Genomic DNA, 22,721 nt, shown 5'->3' with positions numbered 1-22,721 from the left:
TATATTGTAAAGATCTACTTCAAAGCCATTATCTTTTAAAAACAGTTCAATACTATCATATTGTTCACTTGATATGCGTTCAGCTTCAAATCCTTTCCCAGATACAGCCTCCTCTTCTACTTTTGGATCTACTTTAACTACCCATTTAAAATCAACTGGTTGTGCTTCTGAAAAATCTATCCCAGTTTCTTGTTCGAGGTCTTCAAGAAGAACTGAAACTTCATCTAAAGATACACATTCACTTCCATCAAAGCATTTATCGGGTCCACAATCGCAGATCTTTACCTGATGACTATTATCTGGCGAACAGCCACAAGGACCAATAAGACACAAGTTAGGGAAATCACCAGTGTTTTCACAACACAATGATGTTGATACTTGCCCTCCAGAGTTTACGCAAGCTTGCTCTTTTTCGCTTAACTCTTCGGGTGTTGTCATTGACTGATAAATCCAGTAACCTAATCCTACAATAACGATTATAACAATGATTGCAATTATTGTTTTAGACATATTATTTTTTATTAAAGTTATATTGCGACCTTTCGTTTCTATTCTACCAAAAAATTGCCTTCTTGCCTACCTAAACTTCAAAGAAACTTGGGCGGGCTTGGCATTGGCTAATGACCTAATCTTTCAAGTTCACGATAGACTTCAACAAGCTTATCAGCAAATTTTATACTTCCGCAAAGTGTAATTTTCATAGTTAAAATAAAAAGATTAATGTTCTTCTTTATAACCAATTTCTTTTAACATTTCAATTATTATCTCCAACGGAATACCCCCTAAAAGATTGTAGTAACTTCCTTCTATCCTTTCAATAAATGAAGCACTGTAATGTTTAACAGGATCATAACCCAAGGCATAGGTATTGAAATTTGGGTCTTCATCAAGGTATTTGTTAATTTCTTCTTCAGAAAGTTTTCTCATAAAAACATCTGTTTTAACAATCTTTGAGAGTGTCTTACCTGAAGCTGTGTTAATCATATGAATTCCTGTGTAAAACTGATGGTTATTCCCGGAAAGAGCTTTTAATCTTTGAAAGCCTTCTTCCTTTGATTTAGGTTTTTCAAGAATTTGGCCATTAAAGTAAGTAACAGAATCCATCCCAATTACAATAGCGTCTGAATGATTCTTTGCTACTGCTTCAGCCTTTAATCTTGAAAGTCCTTTTACTAATTCTTCTGGATTATTTCTTTCTAATTGAGATTCGTCTACATCACTTCCCTCTGCTTCAAAAGGAATTCCCAAGTATCCAAATGTTTCCCTGCGATAAGGCGAAGTTGTAGCTAAAATTATTTTTAGCATATTATTGAATTTTCCCTAAATCACCATTAATAATTATTGGTTCCATTGCTAAAATTTCGTCTTTGTATGGAACTTCTGGAATATCATTTAATAAAAATATCTTTTTGTTTAAGACATAAGCAAATCCCATCTCTAAAAAAGTATTGCCTCCTATATAGTTTTTAATTCCTTTTTTATCAATATTAACAACCAAAGCAGCATCTGAATCTTTAATTAGACGAAAATACCTCTTTATTAAATCTTCTTCTGCTTTTTTTCTAAAATCTATATCTCCATCTTTTTGCTTGATTCTCAAAAATTCTTCCAGTGATACTTCGCCATCCAAAATCTTTTGCGAATAAAAGGGTATTTCCACCTCATGTCCTTGCCTCAATAACATATCAGCCATCTCTTTAATCTTGCGTGTAAAATCAATGCTTGCACAAATTACTATTTTCATATACTCTATTCTACCAAAAAAACGCCCCATATAAAAACAAAGCTTTATACGGGATAAACCTTCTTGGCGACAAAAAATAGTTGCTACTTACGTATTTTCATTCTTTCTTTCTCGGTAGTCTTTGGCTTCTGTTTGGCATGTTTTTTCGTAACAAATCTACCAGTTATTGAGCTTCTATAGACTGTCCATTCTTTGGTTTTGGTTTTCTTTTTCATGTTTTTGGATATTTTTTTTAATTTTGACCTTTTTATTATTTTACCATATTTAAAACAAAATCCTAAACAAATGCTCGGGTTTGTAAAAATCTTAAAAAACAAGCTTTTATGTTTTTCCCTTTTTAAAAAATCCTGTATAATAAATAAAAGCAATGAGTTTAAGTATATTCAAGAATTTATTAAATCAATTTTTATTATGCAAAAAGAATGTTCTATTTTAATAGGAGGCCAAGCCGGAGACGGAATAAAGCTAGCCGGCGCCTTAGTCGCAAACCTGCTTAACAGGTTGGGTTATTGGACTTTTGTATATATTGATTATCCTTCTCTGATTACGGGCGGTCATAATTTTGCAATAGTAAGGGCAGGGTCAGAAAAAATTCTTGCTCACGCAGATAAAGTGAATATCTTGGTAGCTCTTAACCAAGAAACTGTTGAAAAACACGCTTGGCGGCTTAAAGAAAAAACTCTGATTGTTTTTGATTCAAATTCTGTAAAGGCAAAAGGATTGGGACTCCCTTTAAGCGAAATTGTTAAAAATAAAGGGCTTCCCCTAATAGCAAGAAATAGTGCTGGATTAGGAGCTGTTGCTTCTGTTTTAGAAATAGAATTTCCTATTGTGGCAGATGTTATCAGAAGTTCAATTAAAAAAAAGACCAAAGAAAACATTGAAGCTGCCAAAGTGGTTTATAACCAGACGAAAAAACTTGGAAAGATATTCAAATTACCTCTACTCAAGAATCCGCCCAAGCCCCTTCTAACAGGGAACGAGGCAATAGCTCTCGGCGCTGTTAAGGCCGGGCTGAAAGCGTACATTGCCTATCCAATGACGCCTTCAACGGGTATTCTTCATTATCTTGCAAAACACAAAGAGAAACTTAATATAGTAACAATTCAATTAGAAAATGAAATCGGGGTCATCGGCGCTGCTCAAGGAGCTTCATATGCAGGGGTCAAAACTATGGTCGGAACTTCTGGAGGAGGATTTGCCCTTATGACAGAACATCTTAGTTTAGCCGGGCAGGCAGAGATTCCCACTGTTATAGTTTTAGCTCAAAGACCAGCACCCGCATCGGGTGTTCCCACTTATACTGCTCAGGGTGATTTATTTTTTGCTTTGCATGCTGGACATGGGGATTTTCCAAGAATTGTTATTGCTCCCGGGGATGTTGAAGAAGCTTTTTATTTAACAGCAGAGGCCTTAAATTTAGCCTGGAAGTTTCAAATTCCCGTAATAATACTCAGTGACAAACACCTGAGTGAAAGTATTTTTTCAGCAGAATTTGATGAAAATAAAATAATCAGGGGAAATCCAAAAATATGGAATAAAAAAGGTGAGTATAAAAGATACGCCTTTACAAAAAATGGGATATCTCCATTAGCTTTTCCGGGACAAAAGAAAGCGGTTGTGAAGTCAAACAGCTACGAGCATGACGAATTTGGAATAACCACAGAAAACCCCAAGCTCGTAACAAAGGGGTCTGAAAAAAGATTAAAAAAAATGAAGGCAATTGAAGATGTGCTAATGAAAAAAGAAACGGTTAAAGTCTATGGAAACCCAAAAAGCAAAACAGCCCTGATTGCCTGGGGCTCAACCAAGGGGGCTGTGGTTGAAGTTGCCAAATCCCATAATTTAAAAGTTATCCAGCCCTTATTTTTACACCCATTCCCGGTGTGGGAACTGAAAAAACATTTAAGCAACGTTAAAAGAATTATAGGCGTAGAAGTTAACTCTACCGGACAGTTATGCAAATTGTTAAAATTTAACGGCTTTAAAGTTGATGAGCAAATCTTAAAATATGACGGAAGACCTTTTACTGTTGATGAATTAGAAAAAAAAGTAAAAAAAATCATTTTATGAAAATAAAAGGTTTTAATACTTATACGAAAAATACCTGGTGCCCGGGATGCAGTAACTTCGGGATAGAGTCGGCCGTAAAACAGGTTTTTACTGAGCTTGTTAATAGAGGAAAGCTTAAAAAAGAAAATATAGTTATTCTTTCCGGTATTGGCTGTCATGCGAAAATTACCGATTATATTAATGTCAATTCCTTTTATTCCTTGCACGGCAGAGTTCCAGCGCCGGCAACAGGAATTAAACTTGCTAATCCCGGACTTTCAGTCATAGGATTTGCCGGAGACGGAGATGCTTACGGAGAAGGATTAGACCACTTAATATTTGCTGCCAAAAGAAACAGCGACATAACGATGATAATTCATAATAATAGAGTTTATGCGCTCACAACCGGTCAATTTACTCCCACTTCACCCAAGGGCTTCCCGGGAAAATCCACGCCAAAAGGCTCTTTAGAAGAGCCGTTTAATCCCTTAGAGATTATGCTCGCCAGCGGCGCAACTTTTATAGCGAGAGCTTTTGCGGGAAATCCAAACAATCTCAAAGAAATTATAAAGAAGGCAATTCTCCACAAAGGGTTTTCCTTCGTAGACGTTCTTCAACCTTGTGTAGCTTTTTACAATACTTCTGAATTTTATCGGCAGAGAGTTTATGACCTTAAAAAGAAAGGACACAATGTTTCTGACCGGCGAAGCGCGGTGAAAAAAATCAAAGAATGGAATTACCTGAATGCTGAATCCAGAAAAATACCTATAGGGGTTTTTTATAAAATCAAGAAGCCGACTTTTGAAGAAAGTGTTCTTAAAAAAAGAAAGCCCTATGGGCTCCCTGTTCCTGTTCTTAAAAACCTTTTGCAAAAACATATATAGATAATTTTATAAAAAGATAAAAACTAAAAAGGGCTTTTAAAAAGCCCTTTTTTAATATTCGAACCTATTTTATGAGCATAAAAGAGTATTTTGAGATACCGGCTTTAGTTAGTCCATAACCTCTGCCTCACCCTGCTACTGTTATTATTTAATTTATATTCTAAAAATCCGTTTAAAGAAATTTATAATTGCTTCCCAGATCTTCTGGAAAATATTTTTTGAAACCTCCTCAACTTCTTCTTTTGTTTCTTCAGTTATTTCTTCTTCGGTAGGTTCTTCGTAAGAGAATATCCAGATATCTCCGGGAGCTACTGGTTGTAATGGAGATTTAGAAATCGCTACTTTTGTGCCGGTATTATCCCAGACCGGATCCCCGAAAACATCCGAGCCCGCAACAACCGGCTTAGGATCAGAACCATCGGCATTAATCATCCACACCTGAGGGGGCTTTACGCGATACCAGGTTCTCATAAATAAAATCTTATTGTTTTTGTTCCAGGCCCGTTGGAATATCAGCTGAGTACTATCATCCGGTGCATAAATCATATGTTTGTTAGAGCCATCAGCATCCATGACCCAAATTTCATTTGGCTCATCTTCTCCTCCTCCAATCGCATATGAAGCGAACCCTTTAAGATAAACAATTTTTGAGCCGTCATAACTGAAAGATGGAGCAGCACAGAAGCCATCTTCATCAGTAGTTAAACGAGTCTTTTCGCTTCCATCAGAATTCATTATCCAAATTGAAGAAGATGTAGCACCATTATGACGAGCACTATAAACAATTTTAGTCCCACCAGGACTCCAACTTGTAAGGGTACATAGCTGATCCGTTAATAATACTTTACTACTTAAATCATCTAAACTAGTCAGGTCATCTAAATTAATTAACCATAATTTACCAAACTCGCCTTCATGAAAAAGTATCCTATTATCAACCGGGCTCCAAGAAGGATCACAACCAGGATCGTAACCTGACGGACCTATTCTTTTAAGTCCGGTACCATCTGTATTAATTAAGTAAAGACCATCTCCCGCTCCCAGTTCCCCTCTCCAAAAAACCATCTGACTTCCGTCAGGACTCCAGTCTGGATCACAACAGCGGTCTAGAAAAGTAAGTTGAGTAAAATCAGCTGGTTCATGAATTTCATATTCTTCCTCTTTCTCGCCAACCCAACCCCAAGAACCGCTCAGCGGACCTCCTGGTACAGGAACTCCACAATCTCTCCAAGTTTGGAGTTCTTCTTCTGTAGGAGGATCTGTCCCGAGGGCACAATATGTTAATTCCCAATCTTCTGGAGTATAATATTGACAAATACATTCTGCTCCGGCATCTGTCCAATTACCTGGACCATATTTATCATAAAAATGCGACCCTTTTTCTGCACATTCAATTTTCCCACAATCCGTTTGAAGTATAGCTTCTTGAGCTAAAGCTCCTTCACTAATAAGGAAAGCTAAGATCACTATAATTAGAACGTATTTCCAATTAGTTTGTGGGTCTTTTAGATTCATTATTCTATTCTACCAAAAAACCGCCTTCTTGGCGATTTTTTGAAGCGAGCTCCCCCTACAGGACGCATTCAGAACCATTGATTGGAGTAAGATTAGGGAAAAACTTAGAGATTTGGAGCCCATTATGAGTATTTATCTGACTCCCCTAGTTAGACGATATTAGAACCTGTTTAAGATAAACCTTGTATCAGTTTTATTCCTCTCCTCCTCTACTCTCCTCCTCTCTTTGCCTTCTCTCCTCCATTTCTTCTTCTGACAAAGAAGGTGCAGCGGAAGTCGTTACTGTAGCAGTTAAAAGAACAAGAAAACACTCGTCTGGTGTTGTTACTCCCGCTTCCCTACATCTACCTTCAGCCGATGAACATAGCTCTGGCGTTCCTCCCACTTCTATACAGAAATCTTCAATCTGTTCAAACGATTCAAAGCCCTGAAGAGGAATTTTCTCACACATCTCTGGTGGTAGTGCTTCCCTCTCTGTACAGAAAACTCCAAACAATCCAAAGTTCTGAAGCTCATTCACAAATGATGTACATGTCTCTGGTGGTGCTCCCTGTTCTATACAGAAAGCTCTAAACGATTCAAAGCTCTGAAGATCATTCTCTTTTGCCCGCTCAGCTTTCTCTACTTCTAATTCCTGTTGAGCCCTCATTTGAACTCTCTCTCTTACTTCTTGTGGAACCTGAGCTGGTAAAGTGGCTTCTTCTGGAATTTCACCTAAAGCATTTTGTGCTTTTAATGCCTCAACTGCTTTTTCGTGTCCCTTGACTGAAGCTTTCATTGCATTTTCAATGGCTGGTTTATCTTCTTCTGGAACTTTCTCATAAACTTCAGCTAAAACCTCCAAATGTTTAGAGGTTGCCTGGCCGACTCTAGCCAAAACTTCCATAGCTTTTTCGGTGTTCTCGCCTTTACTTTCTGCTCTTTCTACCCGAGCCATACTTTTTTCTAATTGATTTTCATATCTTACCAAAGTTTTTTCTGTTAATTCTGGTTTCCCTTTTCCTGCGATAACTTGGGCTTCAGCCAGTCTTTCAGCAGCTAAGGCAGCATGTCTTTCAGCTTTTTTAAGGTCACCGAAAGTAAAGAAAGTGCCAATTTCTTCAGCAATTATCTCCAGAAAGTAAAATGGACTGTCGGGAGTAAGTCCCGGGTCTGGAAGTTCTGTTTCTTGAGCTAAAACTCCCACTCCAAGAGAAAAGAGAAATATTAAACTTATTAATAAAGATGTTGCTTTCATAATTTAGCTTATTACTTCTTGCGACTTACCGACCTTTCATCTTTATTCTACCAAAAAACCGCCTTATTGACGAGGTGACTGAAATTTGCTCCGGGAACTGGACGAAGTTCGAACCTGGATTATGAACCAAGACTAAAAAAGAAAACATATAGAAGTTGGAATTATCCAATATCAGAAGTTGGAAATTTACCATACTTCTAGTTATTCAATCTCTTTAATATTTTGCTTTTGTTTGTCTGAATTTTGGACAGGTCGGTAAATTATTCTGAATAACTCAATCAGCCTCCTCCCCATTTCTTGGGCTCATAAGTAAAGCCAGAAAAGAAGGAACAATTATATAAATAAAGACTTAAAAAAGAAAAGGGCATACAAAGCTCTTTTTGCTTTTTCCTGCCCTTGTTTTTCTTTTTATTATATGATAAAATATAGTTAAGAACAATCTTTATGGCTTCCAAAAAATCATTTCTATTAATATCATCAATATTAATGTTATTTGTCTTAACAGTAGATTTAGTATTGACAGAATGTAATTCTTTTGGTAAACTGCCTACAGGCAGTTTACCAAAAGAGATGAAAGATATCAGGAAAGAAATTTCTTGACAAGTTTCGCAAATTTTATAACCAATTTTTCATCTATCATAAAAACTTTAGAATCTAATATTGGAAGGGGCTTAAGCCCTTTTTCTGTTTTATTGACAAGAAAAAAATAGGGCTTTCTGGGCCGGACCAATAACAAATACGCGCCGGGCCAATATTGCTGTATCTTTTCATAACCCCACTCCACATTCCTACCACTAGCTCCAACATTCTGGTATTTTACCTGAAGTAAAACAACGGCGTGGTTTTTTTTATCCACCAAAATAAAAGAAGGGGTGGTACGCAACATTTTCGCAATCTTGCTGTCCTTTGAAACGCCCAACTGCACAAGATAACCAGGGAAACTCTCGTGTCCATAATTTATGACTAAATAGTCAGCGTTCTGAAACATCAAGCTGACTATAATGCTAGCAATCCTTCCTTTAATAATATTCTCTAGGCTCATATATTATTAAAAAGGTATTTTAGATTGTTTAATGCGGCTCGGTCTCTTGAGCCAAGCACAAGCCTGCTCCGGGGACAGGACTCGAACCTGTAACTTTCTCCTTAACAGGGAGCCGTTCTACCATTGAACTACCCCGGAATATCTTTATTCTACAAAATTTAGGAGAAAAATCAATAGCCCTTTAACTTCTTCAGCTTCTGGTGTTCGCGGATTCTTTCAAGGGATTTAGCTTCAATTTGGCGGATTCTTTCTCGGGTTACGCCGAATTCCTGACCTACCTCCTCTAAAGTATGAGTAATCCCGTCCTTTAATCCAAATCTCATTGATAATATTTTTTGTTCCCGAGGAGACAAATCAACCAAAATTTCTTTTAATCTTTCCCGAAGCAAGGTTCTGGCTGCGTGAATAGAAGGTGGAATCGTTTTTTCATCTTCAATGAACTCGGCTAAAATACTATCTTCTTCATCCCTCCCCACCGGAGTTTCCAGAGAAACAGTTTCTTGAGAAATTTTTCTAATATGATGAACCTTATTAACATCAATGCCCATTTCAGCAGCAATTTCTTCTGGCAATGGTTCCCTCCCTAAATCCTGTAAGAGACGACGTCTAACCTTGGTATATTTTGAAATGGTCTCAACCATATGGACAGGTATTCTTATTGTTCTTGCCTGGTCAGCTAAAGCTCTGGTAACTGCCTGTCGTATCCACCAAGTAGCATAAGTTGAAAATTTATAGCCCCTCCTCCAATCAAATTTTTCCACTGCCCTTCTCAAGCCAATATTGCCTTCTTGGACTAGGTCAAGCAAGGTAAGGTTTGGAGATTTACCAATATATCTTTTGGCAATAGAAACTACCAATCTTAAATTGGCTTTCATTAATTTATTCACCGCCTCTTTATCTCCCTTCTCAATTCTTTTTGATAATTCTTTCTCCTCATCGGCAGTCAAAAATGACACCTTACCAATTTCTTTTAGATAAAGTTGGATTGGGTCTATTTTTATTTCCCTTACTTTTGGAGCTCTTCCTGGTTTTTTGGGTTTCTCTTCGGTCTCTAAAAATTCCCTTGACTCTTTAATTTCTATCCCTTCTTCCTCTAACTTTCCGTAGAGGTTTTCCAAGCCCTTGATATCTTTTTCTATCCCGGGAAAAAAATATAGAATTTCTGAAGTAGTAACAAAACCCCGCTGTTTTCCTTTTTTAAAGAGAGCTTGAAGCTTTTCTGGAGCGAAAATTTTCTTTTTCCAGCTTATCTTTTTCCTTTTTGTAACCTTTTTCTTCTTTACAGCCTTCTTTTTAACCTTTTTTACTGGTTTCTTCTTTGTTGGTTTTTTCTTTTTTAGGACCTTTTTGGTCCTTTTCTTCTTTATCATGCTTCAGAAATCTCCAAGTCGCTCCGCGACTTGGAGCACTGGTTAAATTGTTGAATTAGTTCTTGAACTTTCTCAGAATTCTTTTCTTGTTCTGCTTTTTTAATCTCTTTTGAAATATTATCTAATCTATCTCTAATAACTAATGTTTTAAGTTCTTTAAAACAATCTTTAAACTCTTTTTCAGGATCAATATCAGCTTGTTCAACCTCTGCCTTCAAACAAAGATAATCTATCTGCTCATTCTGCTTTTTCTCTTTCAAGCAATTGATAATTTTTACTGTTTGAGGAGAAAAAAGTTCAAAATCTTTTTCTCCAACTAAGCCAAGGTTTTGGGGAAGTTTAATGATTAAAACAGCTAACCTCTCTTCTAAAAGCTCCTTTCTTGTTTTCTGGGGCAAAGAAGTTGCTTTTTCAACAAACTCTTCTGCTCCCATCTCTATCTCTTCAATTTTTGTTTTCCGAAGTTCCTCTGATACATCTTCTTCTCTTACTCCTAAGGTCCCAGCCAAACCTTGAATCCAAACGCTCTGCTCTATTTTATTTGGAATTCTTTTAATTACTGGCAATAAAATTTTTGAGATTTCTTTTTTCCCTTCCAGAGTGTTTTTATCAAACTTAGAGAGAGTGTTTTCAAAATAAAAATCGTGGATTGATTTTGCCTTCTCAACTAAATTATGCCAATCTTCGGGATTTTTGGAAATAATATCTGCTGGGTCTGTCTCTTTGGGCATAGTAACTACTTTAATGCTAAAACCCTGAGCTTGAGCTAAGTCAATTCCTCTCTTTGTTGCTGAATCTCCGGCAACATCCATATCAAAAGCAGTCAGAAGATTATCCGAGTAACGTTTAAGAATCTTTAATTGATAAGGAGTGAGAGCAGTGCCAGAAGTAGCTACTACATTTTCAAATCCTGCCTGATTTGCCATTATCACATCAACATAACCTTCCACTAAAATACAGGCATCTTTTTTCCTCGCCTCTATCCCCGCTTTATTCAAACCGTATAAAATCCGGCTTTTATCATAAAGAGGGGTGTTAGGGGTGTTAATGTATTTTGCTTCCTCTTGACCATCAGGCCTCTGAGTTTGCTTAAAAATCCTTCCCCCAAAGCCGACTGCCTGGGAACTTAAATCAAAAATAGGAAAAATAATTCTTCCCCGAAACCTATCATAATAATTATTGGTCTTTTCAGATTTTAAAGCCAAACCTGCTTTTTCTATCTCTTCTCTTTTATAACCCCTGCTAACTAAAAAATCGGAAAGACCCTGCCAAATATCAGGAGCATAACCTAAACGCCATTTCTTTATGCTTTCTTCTTTGAGCCCTCTGTCTGAAAGATACTTCTTTGCCTCCTTTCCGGCTGAACTTTCTTCAAGTTGTTTCCCAAAAAAACGGCAAGCTAAATCAGAAATTTCGTAAAGCCGCTGCTTCTCTGTTCTTAATTTCGGATCTTGTTTTTTTAATTCTACTCCGGCTTTCTGAGCTAAAATTCGTAGGGCATCACCAAACTCTACTCCTTCAATTTTCATAACAAATTTAAAAATGTCTCCGCCAGAATCGCAGGCACCGAAGCAATGCCAGATTTGGCGAGCCGGAGAAACAAAAAAAGAGGGCTTTTTCTCATTATGAAAAGGGCAAAGAGCTCTGTAATTTGCCCCGGCTTTCTGCAACTTAATATACCCTCGAATAACCTCTACTATATCTAACCGATTCTTAATTTCATCAATTGGAGAAGCTAACATAATTACAAAATCATCATACTATAAATTCTCAAAAAGAGCAATTTTTGGTTTCAACAGTTTTTCAACATTTATGCTTGACATAGAGTATTTTTGGGACTAAAATTAATATATATTAAACTCAACAATAAAAGATAAAATCCCGTTAAATCGGGGTTTTTAAGATGAAAAAACTTAAAAATGCCTAGAAAACCAAAAGTAAATAAGGTCTTATTTTTGCAATGTTTTCCTTTATGGGGAAGCGGCTCTGGAACCTATACAAGAGAGTTGGCTTTAGAAATTAATAAATTCAAGAATATAAAAACAGCCATAGTTTGTCCTGAAAGTAAAGAAAAACATGCTGGAGTAAAAATTTATCCTTTAGAACTCCCTTTCCCTGTTGCTTTTACCGGCCATCCAGATTGGCCGGTTTGTAAATCATATAAAGACCTCACTCCAAAAGAAATATCCCGAGTGTTTAATTTCTTCTTGAGAAGTGTAATAAATGCAGTAGATGATTTTAAGCCAGACCTTATTCATGTCCAGCATATTTCTCTTCTTTTGTGGGCAGCAAATTTTATAAAAGCGCTGTATGGTATAAATTTCATCACCACCTCCCATGGAACAGGAGTTCTGACTGCCTCTGAACGTAAAACCTATGTTCCTCTCTCACAAGATGCCTTGGGAAGGGCAAAAAAAATAGTAGCTGTAAGCGGAGATACAAAGGGCTGGTTGTTGGAAACCTTTGGTAAGGAATTTTTACACAAAACAAGAATTATTCCGGGCGGTGTTTATCTTGAGGATTTTCCAGCAGAGAAGAAAATAAAAATTATCAATAAAAAATATAAATTAAAAGGTAAAAAAGTTGTTCTCTTTTCAGGAAAACTTACTCCCCAGAAAGGCGTCTTTTATCTCATAGAGGCAGCTCAGGATATTAAGGGAGATATTTATATAATTGGAGATGGTCCTGAAAGGAAAAACTTGGAGGACTTAGTATATAAATTTAAACTGCACAACGTTCATTTTTTAGGTTATATGGGAGACGATAAAAGAGAAGAATTAGAAGAATTTTACTACCGGGCCGATGTCTTTGTTGCTCCTTCTGTCTGGGATGAACCCTTAGGGCTTGTAATTTTAGAAGCAATGGTTACTAAAACCCCGGTAATTGCTACCAGAAAAGGAGGAATACCGTTAGCTGTAAAAAATGGGGTAAATGGGTTTTTAGTCAGACCTAAAAGCAGCCGCCAAATAGCCGAGGCCTGTAATAAATTATTAGAAAGCGATGAGTTGAGAAAGAAATTAGGCAACGCAGCCAGGGAAACCGTTCAGAAGAAATTCACCTGGAAGAAAATTGCTCAAACATACATAAGAATTTATAGAAGGGCCTATAGAAACGGGAATAATAAAAAGAAAAAGAATGGAAAAAAGATGACTTTAAAACAAAAAAAGAAGAAGAAACCCTTAAATCTTCTTAGAATATTCAAGTTGAAAAAAAGAGCTTCCTAAGGGAAGCCCTTTTTAGTATAATAAAGTATTAACCATGAAAAAGAAAAATATAAATATCGGAGTGATAGTTCCGCCCTTTACTACTGTTCCCCCTTCTGGACAAGGAGGAACAGAAAGAATAGCAAAAGAAATGATAGAAGGTCTCACTAAAAAGGGCTATAAAGTAACTCTTTTTGGAGCTGGCAGATATAAAGGTTCAGCTAAATTTATCCAGATTTTCAAAAAAACAATAACTGAAAGAAAATTTGATACCGCTTATTCAGAGGCCTCCAGACCTTTAAGATTGGAAAGTGCTTATATAGCCAGAGTAATGAAAGAAATTATAAAAAGAGAAGGAGAATTTAATATTATTTTTAATCACGCCAGAGGAGGTTACCTTTTTTTGCCCTTGTCTCTTTTTATTAAAACCCCGATAGTAAGTATTTTCCATCTGCCGATTTTTAAAGAAGCTGCCGATGTTCTTGCCTCATATAAAAAACCGAATGTAGTCACTATTTCTAATTCTCAAAGAAAAGGATTTCCAAACATTAATTACTTGGCTACTGTTTATAACGGAGTAAACACTAAAGAGTTCAAATTCTGTGAAAAGCCGAAAGATTATTTTCTTTATATGGGTGCTATGGCAGAACATAAAAATACCAAAGCTGCAATTTTGGCGGCAAAAAGAGCTAAAGTTAAACTGATTTTAGCTGGAGGGAAAAAGAGGGAACCTTATTTTTCAAAAGAAATAAAACCTTTAATTGATGGAAAGCAAATTAAATACGTTGGAGAGGTTTCAGGGAAGCGACGAACTGATTTAGTAAAATATGCCAAAGGTTTTCTTTTTCCAATTAAATGGCCTGAACCATTTGGTATTGTTATGATTGAAGCTATGGCTTCAGGGGTTCCAGTCATTGCCTACCCTAATGGCGCTGTTCCCGAAGTTGTCAAAGATAAAAAAACTGGCTTTATTGCCAAAAATATTAAGGAAATAGTTAAAGCAATTAAAAATATAGATAAAATTGACAGAAAAAAATGCCGAGCGAGAGTTAAAAAATATTTTACTGTTGAAAAAATGGTTGACGATTATGAAAAAATAATTAAAAGATTAATATGAAGAAAAAGCTCAAGATTGCTCAAGTGTCCCCTCTCTGGTATCCCGTCCCCCCAAAAGGATATGGCGGCACTGAACTCGTAGTTTCAAGATTAACAGAAGAATTAGTAAAGAGAGGGCACAAATTAACTCTTTTTGCATCGGCTAACTCTAAAACTAAAGCTAAATTAATTTCAGTTGTTAAAAAAAATCTTCATTCTCTAAGGATACCCTGGCTGGCTTCTAGTTATAACGTTCTTAATCTGGTAGAAGCTTTCTCCCAGGAAAAAGAGTTTGATATAATACATACACATATTGATAAATTTGACCTTATATTTCGTCATCAAAGCAAAGTGCCAACGGTTGCCACCTTACATAACCCAATTTGGCCTATCAGCAAAAAAAGAGAAGATTGGCATAATTATCAAGCAGTACTCAAAACATATAATCATTTTCCGAAGCTTCCATACATAGCTATAAGTGATGCCTATCAAAAAAAATGCCCTGTCAAAATAAACTTTGCTAAAACCATCCATAATGGCATCTATCCCCAAGAATTTAAATTTAATTCAAAACCAGATAATTATTTTATTTGGTTTGGTAGGATTACTCGTTTTAAGGGACCTCATTTAGTAATAAAAATAGCGAAAAAACTAAATTTAAAATTAATAATTGCTGGTTTCTGCGCTAGCCAGAAAACTATAGATTTCTTTAATAAAGAAATAAAACCACATCTTTCAAAGAATATAAAATTCATAGGTGAAATAAAATCAAAAAAAGAAAAATCAGAATTATTAGGAAAGGCTAAAGCCTTAATTTATCCCTTATTGTGGGATGAACCTTTCGGCATCGTAATGATTGAATCACAAGCTTGCGGGACACCTGTTATTGCCTTTAATAGAGGATCTGTGAAAGAAGTAATGAAAAATGGAGAAACTGGGCTTGTGGTAAAGAATGTCAACGAAATGGCACAAGCAATAAAAAAAATTGACCAAATAGACCGGGGGAAGTGCAGAAAGTGGGTTGAAGAAAACTTCACCGTTAAGAAAATGATTGATGAATATGAAAAAGCATATTATAAAATTATAAATAAGTTCAGCAAATAGATTTATGAGAAAAAAACTAAAAATTGCAATGATGGTCTCGGGTATCGTGCCTGTTCCCCTTCCAAAAGATTACAAGGAAATCTTTGCTCCTATGGAAATGGCTATGGATATCGCAAATGGTTTAGTCAAAAAAGGACATAAAGTTTCCTTTTTTACTCCGAAGGGCTCAAAATCTAAAAAGTTTAAGGTGTACGAATCAAGCTTTCAACCTCTTTATAAAGAAAAAATTACGAATTACCACGAAATAGACGAAAAAGGGAAATTTTCTTATCTCTTTGAACAATATTTAATATGCCTAATTCTTAAAAAATACTCAAAAGAGCATTTTGATATTGTCCATATTCATCCAGCAGACAGAGCTTTGCCTTTTGGATATCTATTTCCTAAAATTCCTTTTGTTTATACCCTTCATGATCCTGTTTCTTTATGGAGAAAAAAAATATACCGTCTTTATAAGACAAAAAATCAATATTTTGTCTCAATTTCAAAAGCTCAACAAAAGCCGGCCCCTGATTTAAATTGGATCGGAACGGTTTATAACGGAATAAGATTAAAGCCCTTCTCTTTTAATCCAAATCCCAAGAATTACCTTTTATTTATCGGAAGACTTCTTGAAAAGAAAGGGGCGGATACAGCGATTAAAATCGCATTAAAAACAAAGCAGAATTTAATTATTGTTGGCGCTCCAAACAAAGGAGCATTCTGGGAAAAACGGATTAAACCCTATCTTAAAAGAAAAAATATAAAATACGTGGGCTACGTTCCTTACGAAAAAACCTACAAATATTATGGAGAAGCAAAAGCCGCCCTTTATCCAATAAAATGGGAGGAACCATTTGGTTTAACTTTCATTGAAGCCATGGCTTGTGGAACGCCAGTTATTGTTTTTGATAGAGGTTCAGCAAGAGAAGTGGTCAAGGATGGAAAAACTGGGTTTGTGGTTAAAACTATTAAAGGAGCGGTTGCGGCAATTAAAAAAATCGATCAGATAGATCGAAAAGAATGTCGGAAAAGAGTAGAAGAAAAATTTAGTATTGAAAAAATGGTTAATGATTATGAAAAAGTATATTATGAAATTTTGAAGAAGAAGTAATAATCCGACAAATAAAAAAACGGAGAACTGTTCTCAGTTTTTTTTATTTTCTTGAAAGATTAGAAGCACTTTTTATCTGACCGTTGGGGATATAATGAACTGTTCCTTCTGAATCTTTTATAATTGTTCTTCTTAAAGTCAAATCTATAACTTTCCCTTTTTTGCCAGATATATCTACTTCTTCTCCGACTCGATATTGGTCTTCGAGCAAGATAAAAAGTCCGGCTAAATAATCCTGAACTAAATTCTTAGACCCCATCCCTATAGCCAAACCAATTAAACCAGCTCCTGCTAAAAGCGGAGTAGGATTAATCCCAAATTCTGGGAGAACTGTCAAAATCGCTATTATCCAAATCACTATTTTTAGAGTAGAGCTAAAAACCTTACTAAGTGTTTCCCCTCTTTGTTTCTGAACCTTACCATCTCTCCCTACTATTTCGGCTTTCTCAATAAGAGTCTTTATTAATCTGGAAATAAAAATTCTGCCAATTCTGGTAGCCAGCCAGGCTATAAATAAAATTACAATTATTTTTATCCCATGAGAAATAGACCAGGATATTAAATTTTGAAGAAAACTTTGAAAATCCATATTTTTATTTTATTTTTTATGCGGAAGGGCAGGGATTCGAACCCTGGAAGACCTCTCGGCCTTACGTGCTTTCCAAGCACGCCAGTTAAACCACTCCTGCACCCTTCCCTACTTTGGTAACTGTAAGATTATTTTAGAAATTGCCGGGTGTTGGGTAGCGAATTTGTATCTTAAAAGTTTTAAGATTGTCAAAAAGTCCAAAATTTCTTCTCTTAAAGTTTCGGGGCCAGTAAAGATTTCGCTTAATTCTTTAAATAAATTCTTAGCATAATTATTTAAAATCTCGTAATCTGCTCTTTCTTTAAGCCAATCAATTATTTTCTTAAACTCCGCTCTATCTAACCAAACTCCGCGGCAAAGATTACAAACATCAACAATTATCCTTGAATCTCCATAATATACCTCATAAAGCGGAACTCGGCAAGAGGGACAAAGTCGCATTCCATAAGAAATTTTGAGTTTTTTCTTATTTCTCCATAAATCAATATCCAACCATCCTAAATTTCTGTCTTTTTCATCTTTTGCCCATCTTAATTCTTCCTCCTCAAACCAAAGACCAAGGCATTTTGGACAATAATTTACCTCAACATTACAAAGAATTGTGCTTGAAAGATTTTTTTTGCAAATTGGACACTGCATATTTTTTAAATTTTCATTCCTCTTAATGCCCTGGTTCTTTCTTCTGCTGGCGGATGGGTCATAAATAACTTGGTCAGAAAACTCTTAGATTGCTTTCCTCTAAAAGGTGAGGCGAAGTAAAGATGGGCAGTGGAATTATTAGCCACTCTTAAAGGGTGGGGATCTTGAGAAATTTTTTCAAGGGCCCTGGCTAATCCTTCAGGATATCTTGTTAAAAGGGCTCCGGCAGCATCAGCTAAAAATTCTCTTTTACGGGAAATTGCCAATCTAATCAGGGTGGCAAATAAAGGAGCTGAAATAGCTAAGGCAATAGCAACTAAAAGCATGATCAATCTTATTTGTCCCCCATCTCGACTATCACGCCGGGAAGAAAATCCTCCGTAGAAACTAATCCTAAAGAAAAAATCAGTCATTATCACTACTACTCCAACCAAAATAACTACGATAGTTTGCAATAAGGCATCTCGATTTCCGATATGGGCTAATTCATGGGCGATTACTCCTTCTAATTCAGCTCTTTCAAGCCGATTAAGTAATCCCTTGGTTACTGCCACTACTGCGTGTTTTGGATCGCGGCCGGTAGCAAAAGCATTTGGCTGGGACTCATTAATAATATAAATTTTAGGAAAGGGAAGACCTGCTGTGATACAAAGATTCTCAACAATCCGGTAAAGTTCAGGGTTATCTTTTTTCTCAATGGGTTTTGCCCGGCTCATTGCCAAAACAATTTTATCAGAATACCAATAACTAAAAAAGCTCATCAAAATACTATAAATTACTGCCAGCCATAGAATAATATAACTTCCCAGAAAATAAGAAATCAGCCAACCAAGAGCGATGATTAAAATCAAGAAACAAGCGAGATAAAACCAGGTCTTACGAGTGTTGGACTCGGCATGAGTATAGAGTGTCGGCATTGCTAATTAAAACTTAACAGATACGGGTTCTCGAGCGGCTGCTTCTTCTATTTCAAACAAATCCATCTTTTTGAATTTAAACGAGGAAGCAATAATTTTTTCAGGAAATCTTTCAATCTTTATATTCAGGTCTCTAACATTGCCGTTATAAAATCTTCTGGCTGCCTGAACTTTATCCTCGGTATCGCGAAGTTCTCGTTGAAGCTCTAAAAAATTCTCTGAGGCCTTTAATTGAGGGTAATTTTCGGCTACAGCAAACAAGGTCTTTAAAGTAGAAGAAAGCATATTCTCAGCCTGAGAATGCTCTTCCATTGTTTGAGCTCCCATTGCTCTTGTTCTTGCTTCGGTAACTTTTTCAAAAAGCTCTCTTTCGTGAGTAGCATAACCCTTAACTGTCTCAACTAAATTAGGGATTAAATTATATCTTCTTTTTAATTGAACATCAATATCTGACCAGGCCTCTTTTGCCCGATTACGAAGAGTAACTAAACGGTTGTAGATAAAAACCATCCATAAAACTATTAGAAATAAAATTCCTAAAATAATGTATAAAATGGTCATATGTTTAAACTTTAATTACTAATTAAATTACTCGCACCTTTACTATATTGTAGCAAATTTTTCTTTTCTCAACAAACTCCCCCGCTTTGGCGGGGGAGAGATTGAACAAAAAATTTAAGAGGTTTCTAAAACGGGGGGATTTCTTTCCAGATAGGAAGAGGTATATCTGCTGATAAATCGTGCTGTTTAAAACAGGAATGTCCACCTGCATCTGTAACTGTGAGTCGCACTCTGTAATCTCCTGAACTGGAGTAAGAATAAGTAGGATTATTAGTACTGGTGATTTCAGGAGTACCGTCATTATCAAAATCCCATTCCCAGAGATTACAACCAGCTGCACAAGTAGTTAAATTATCTGCCGAACTAGCCATATCTGAACAAGGTGGCTCTGCTGCCTGGTCGCAAACACCCGCCCCAAAAACTGAACAAAATTGAATTGTCTCATTAATATCAGGCTCAAGAGGACACCAGATAAAGTCAGGATCAGGCCATTTAGTAGGAGTAAGATTGGGACCATTTGCCCAGCCAGACCATGCAGGACCGTTAGTATCTCGAACTCTTACCCTCCACCAATAAGTAGTGCCGAAGCTGGGAGGAGAATAGTCCCGAGAGGTGCTATCGCCACCGCTCAGAGTGACTATTGGATCTTCATCTAAGTTTGAGTCATCATCTATTTGAATTTCATAAGCAGATTGAGGGTCTGTGCCTAGAGGGACATTATCGTCATCGTTATAATCCCAACTAAACCTTACTATCGGTGCAGAGCCACAGCCAGATGTTTGTTCTCGGGAAAGATTAGTAGCTGAGGGAATGTTATTTAGAGTAACAGTAATATCAGTCATTACTTTGTAATCTGAAACTCCACAAGCCCCTGTATCTAAACAATTAAAACTAACCCAGCCGATTATATCTGATCCCCAAGCCCAACCCCTAAATTCAGACGGAGTAGGCGCAGGATTAAGCGAAACTCCATAACTTGAGTCTCTTAATTTTATCCAACCGTCCCAGCCACCTCCATAAGCCAATGCTCTTGCCCAGCCAGAAACCTCTGCAGTATCAAAATCAAGTTTGGCAATACAAGAACCACCAGGGCAGGCGTCATCAAACGGCGGGGCACCTGTTTCTGAACGATTAAAACTAATCCAGCCAATACTATCTGACCAAGCATAACCAGAAAACTCACCAGTAGTCTCATCAACATCTACTCCATAGTTTATTGCAGAACCTGCTACATCTCTGCAACTAAAACTAATCCAGCCAATATTATCTGACCAAGCCCACCCCCAGACATTATGATATTCACAAGGTGGAGGTGGCGAAGCAGCCGTTGTAACAAATCTCTCTGAACCATATGCCCAACTGGAAGCAGCTGAGTTGTGAGCCTTAGCTCTGAAATAATATTTAGTTTCAGAATTTAGCCCGGTAATTGTATGACTAAAAGCGCCTGTGCCGAAGCTCCCAGATTCTGTCCAGGTATTCGGGTAACTCCCAGAAGAAGTTCCCCATTCAAATCCTCTCTCGTCACAATTCTCTCCGCCAGTATTAGTAATATTGCCATTTAAAGTAACCGATGTATCCTGAACACCTGTAGCTTCTGAGGTTGCAACAGTTGGCGATACAATAGGTGGAGGTAGCGGAGCAGCCGTTGTAACAAATCTCTCTGAACCATATCCCCAACCAGCTGAATTATAGGCTTTGGCTCTGAAATAATATTTAGTTTCAGAATTTAGCCCGGTAATTGTACGACTAAAAGCGCCTGTTCCAAAGCTCCCAGATCCTGTCCAGGTATTCGGGTAACTCCCAGAAGAAGTTCCCCATTCAAATCCTCTTTTGCTGGGATTCTCTCCGCCAGTATTAGTAATATTGCCATTTAAAGTAACTGATGTATCCTGAACACCTGTAGCTCCTGAGGTTGCAACAGTTGGCGATACAACAGGTGGAGGGCCAAAAGCTCGCAATTCATAAAGATAATGACGTCCAAGATGAGGAAAATAAGGCCATTGATTTATATCAATACGTACTTTTACTCTTTCTACATTTTCCCAACTCCCGGCAATACTCTCTGTTGACTTGCTTCCTAATACTGAGCGGGTGCGTATTGGACCTTGCCAACTACCGTTATAATATAAATATGTTTCTTCTGTGCCTTTAAGACTACAAGTAGTGCTCATAATTATCCCTTCATATCTATACCAGCAAGTACCAGTTCCACTATGTCCCCCCCTTACATACTCTACCCTATTAAGAGTTACTGGTTCACTAAAAGTTACAATAGTTTCATATATTATTCCTGGCCCCCATCCCCATCCTGGCCATACTAGTTCCTCTTCAGCAAAATTCCAAGTAACGGTAATATAATTATTATCATCTTCATCATTTATTCGCTCAGGAAATCCATCGGTTCCCTCAAAATCTACCCTATCTCCTGGTCCTTGTTCTATATTTAATTCAGCCGTCCCCATAAATGCGGCTAAATTTATATCTTGAGCATTAACTGAATTAATTAAAAACACTGAGCTGAAAATTATTAAGCCAAGAGAAATAATAAATAAAACTGAATTTCTTTTAGACAATGGCTTTCCCAGCGTAGCGAGGAAAACATTCAAGGTTCTCGAGCGAAGCGAGAGGTTCTTATAAAATTTTATCTTTTTCATGGTTTTTGTTATTCTATTGTTTATTTTATCACATGGTTAATCAAAAATATAGTTGACAGCGTTTTTCCATTTCCATTTTTCTATTTTCTATGGACTTATAGCAATAACACGTGCCCATGTCCAAGCCCTAGCAAGAGTAGGAGCCTGAGAATTTCCTGAATCATTCATATAATTATATCCAGAACTTGCAGCTATAAACTTAAAAGAATTTACATTAATCTCTTGTATGCTATACCCAGTAGTTCTGAAATAATCTTCAGTCCACTCAACATCATGCGCTTCCATCATATTAGAACCTGATGAGTCTGTAGCTGCAAAAACTTGAAAAACTAAAGAAGTTGAGCCCAAATTATGATTAAGTATCGTATTCTGCCCATTACTGATAGCAAACCATCCTGAATCATAGGTTGTTACGCCTCCGCCACCTGCAGCGCTCAAACAAACTCCTCCTCCCACATCAGTACAGATATCTCCTGTAGCATGGATTTGGCCTGAAACATCCAATTTCTGACTTGGGCTCGTTGTCCCGATGCCGACGTTGCCTTGTAATCCGAGAAACACCCGTCCATCGTTCAAAAAGCGGTTGGTTTCGGCGTTGGCGTTATAAAGCTGTAAGGTGTACTCGCCACCAGTTGTATAGCCCCGAATGTGCATCCCATATCCACCACCATGCGCAATATACACATAGGACCTCGCAGCTCCACCGTAATTATTTCTTAGACGTACACCCCAGCTACTTGCGGTTGAAACTGTCTCAAGCTTATATCTCGGACTCGTCGTCCCGATGCCAACGTTGCCAGCAACAGTTGCAAGCCAAGTATCGTTGTCAACTGTAAGCCCGCCAAGCCGCAAAGCTCCAGTTTTCCACTGCTCTGTGAGACTAGTATTGATTGGGGCATCACAACCCGGTTCGCCACTAGGGCAAGTAGGTGGAGCGCTGCCTGGTCCTGTCCAACTGAGAGCATAAAAAGCTATTGCAAAGCAGATAACCAAGATAGCAAAGATTAGAGAAACTATTTTGG

General features: G+C 37.1%; 20 protein-coding genes and 2 tRNA genes. 6 read left to right on the top strand and 16 right to left on the bottom strand.

Annotated features, from left to right (window positions below; genetic code table 11):
* The 3 genes from KJA13_01400 to KJA13_01390 form a co-directional block, all read right to left on the bottom strand.
* Positions 1-510: hypothetical protein (locus tag KJA13_01400; protein ID MBZ9577672.1), on the bottom strand; the 510-nt coding region annotated here is incomplete at its 3' end.
* A 207-nt stretch (positions 511-717) separates the two neighbouring features.
* Positions 718-1,305, bottom strand: a complete 588-nt coding sequence (gene maf, locus KJA13_01395) for a septum formation protein Maf (protein MBZ9577671.1) — start codon at positions 1,303-1,305, stop codon at positions 718-720.
* A 1-nt stretch (position 1,306) separates the two neighbouring features.
* Positions 1,307-1,744 (bottom strand): hypothetical protein, encoded by a 438-nt coding sequence (locus KJA13_01390; GenBank protein ID MBZ9577670.1) that lies wholly within the window; start codon positions 1,742-1,744, stop codon positions 1,307-1,309.
* A gap of 411 nt (positions 1,745-2,155) precedes the next feature.
* On the opposite strand from KJA13_01390, the gene KJA13_01385 reads away from it, so the two are divergent.
* Positions 2,156-3,817, top strand: coding sequence for a 2-oxoacid:acceptor oxidoreductase subunit alpha (locus tag KJA13_01385; GenBank protein ID MBZ9577669.1), 1,662 nt, complete (start codon positions 2,156-2,158; stop codon positions 3,815-3,817).
* Positions 3,814-4,680, top strand: coding sequence for a 2-oxoacid:ferredoxin oxidoreductase subunit beta (locus KJA13_01380; protein ID MBZ9577668.1), 867 nt, complete (start codon positions 3,814-3,816; stop codon positions 4,678-4,680). The genes KJA13_01385 and KJA13_01380 overlap by 4 nt, the downstream gene beginning before the upstream one ends.
* A 153-nt stretch (positions 4,681-4,833) precedes the next feature.
* On the opposite strand, the gene KJA13_01375 is transcribed toward KJA13_01380, so the two are convergent.
* The 6 genes from KJA13_01375 to dnaG form a co-directional block, all read right to left on the bottom strand.
* Complete coding sequence (locus tag KJA13_01375) at positions 4,834-6,195, bottom strand: hypothetical protein (protein ID MBZ9577667.1); 1,362 nt, start codon at positions 6,193-6,195, stop codon at positions 4,834-4,836.
* Between the two features lie 193 nt (positions 6,196-6,388).
* Positions 6,389-7,432 carry a hypothetical protein gene (locus KJA13_01370; GenBank protein ID MBZ9577666.1) on the bottom strand — a complete coding sequence of 348 codons (1,044 nt, stop codon included), beginning with the start codon at positions 7,430-7,432 and terminating at the stop codon, positions 6,389-6,391.
* Between the two features lie 580 nt (positions 7,433-8,012).
* Positions 8,013-8,474 carry a hypothetical protein gene (locus KJA13_01365; GenBank protein ID MBZ9577665.1) on the bottom strand — a complete coding sequence of 154 codons (462 nt, stop codon included), beginning with the start codon at positions 8,472-8,474 and terminating at the stop codon, positions 8,013-8,015.
* Between the two features lie 66 nt (positions 8,475-8,540).
* A tRNA-Asn gene (locus KJA13_01360) sits at positions 8,541-8,612 on the bottom strand.
* A 32-nt stretch (positions 8,613-8,644) separates the two neighbouring features.
* The gene (locus KJA13_01355; protein ID MBZ9577664.1) at positions 8,645-9,844 is read right to left on the bottom strand and encodes a sigma-70 family RNA polymerase sigma factor; all 1,200 of its coding nucleotides are present in this window, start codon (positions 9,842-9,844) and stop codon (positions 8,645-8,647) included.
* Complete coding sequence (gene dnaG, locus KJA13_01350) at positions 9,841-11,586, bottom strand: DNA primase (protein MBZ9577663.1); 1,746 nt, start codon at positions 11,584-11,586, stop codon at positions 9,841-9,843. Before dnaG ends, KJA13_01355 begins: the two co-directional genes overlap by 4 nt.
* Before the next feature lie 177 nt (positions 11,587-11,763).
* On the opposite strand from dnaG, the gene KJA13_01345 reads away from it, so the two are divergent.
* From KJA13_01345 to KJA13_01330, 4 genes are read left to right on the top strand one after another with little or no spacing between them, the layout of a single operon-like run.
* Positions 11,764-13,068, top strand: a complete 1,305-nt coding sequence (locus tag KJA13_01345) for a glycosyltransferase family 4 protein (protein MBZ9577662.1) — start codon at positions 11,764-11,766, stop codon at positions 13,066-13,068.
* 34 nt (positions 13,069-13,102) lie between these two features.
* Entirely contained in the window at positions 13,103-14,164 is a 1,062-nt protein-coding gene (locus tag KJA13_01340) for a glycosyltransferase family 4 protein (protein MBZ9577661.1), read from the top strand.
* Positions 14,161-15,246 (top strand): glycosyltransferase family 4 protein, encoded by a 1,086-nt coding sequence (locus tag KJA13_01335; GenBank protein MBZ9577660.1) that lies wholly within the window; start codon positions 14,161-14,163, stop codon positions 15,244-15,246. Before KJA13_01340 ends, KJA13_01335 begins: the two co-directional genes overlap by 4 nt.
* A 4-nt stretch (positions 15,247-15,250) precedes the next feature.
* On the top strand, positions 15,251-16,339 hold the full coding sequence (locus KJA13_01330; GenBank protein ID MBZ9577659.1) for a glycosyltransferase family 4 protein: 1,089 nt from the start codon (positions 15,251-15,253) through the stop codon (positions 16,337-16,339).
* Between the two features lie 43 nt (positions 16,340-16,382).
* Here KJA13_01330 and KJA13_01325 read toward each other — a convergent pair whose 3' ends face one another.
* The 7 genes from KJA13_01325 to KJA13_01295 all read right to left on the bottom strand — a co-directional run.
* Complete coding sequence (locus KJA13_01325; protein MBZ9577658.1) at positions 16,383-16,928, bottom strand: mechanosensitive ion channel; 546 nt, start codon at positions 16,926-16,928, stop codon at positions 16,383-16,385.
* A gap of 21 nt (positions 16,929-16,949) precedes the next feature.
* Positions 16,950-17,036 (bottom strand) — tRNA-Ser (locus KJA13_01320).
* The gene (locus tag KJA13_01315) at positions 17,037-17,567 is read right to left on the bottom strand and encodes a zf-TFIIB domain-containing protein (GenBank protein MBZ9577657.1); all 531 of its coding nucleotides are present in this window, start codon (positions 17,565-17,567) and stop codon (positions 17,037-17,039) included. It lies immediately after the preceding tRNA gene.
* Positions 17,568-17,572: 5 nt separating this feature from the next.
* Positions 17,573-18,484 carry a M48 family metallopeptidase gene (locus tag KJA13_01310; protein ID MBZ9577656.1) on the bottom strand — a complete coding sequence of 304 codons (912 nt, stop codon included), beginning with the start codon at positions 18,482-18,484 and terminating at the stop codon, positions 17,573-17,575.
* 6 nt (positions 18,485-18,490) lie between these two features.
* Positions 18,491-19,045, bottom strand: coding sequence for a LemA family protein (locus KJA13_01305; protein MBZ9577655.1), 555 nt, complete (start codon positions 19,043-19,045; stop codon positions 18,491-18,493).
* Positions 19,046-19,170: 125 nt separating this feature from the next.
* A complete protein-coding gene (locus tag KJA13_01300) occupies positions 19,171-19,887 on the bottom strand; it encodes a PKD domain-containing protein (GenBank protein ID MBZ9577654.1) in 717 nt (238 codons plus the stop codon).
* A 1,899-nt stretch (positions 19,888-21,786) separates the two neighbouring features.
* Positions 21,787-22,721 (bottom strand): hypothetical protein (locus tag KJA13_01295; protein MBZ9577653.1); only part of this gene is annotated, 935 nt, incomplete at its 5' end.

It is taken from the genome of Patescibacteria group bacterium (genome assembly GCA_020148045.1).
Taxonomy (GTDB): domain Bacteria; phylum Patescibacteriota; class Minisyncoccia; order Minisyncoccales; family GWA2-38-27; genus JAHCRG01.
This window is presented reverse-complemented; position numbering and strand designations above follow the sequence as displayed.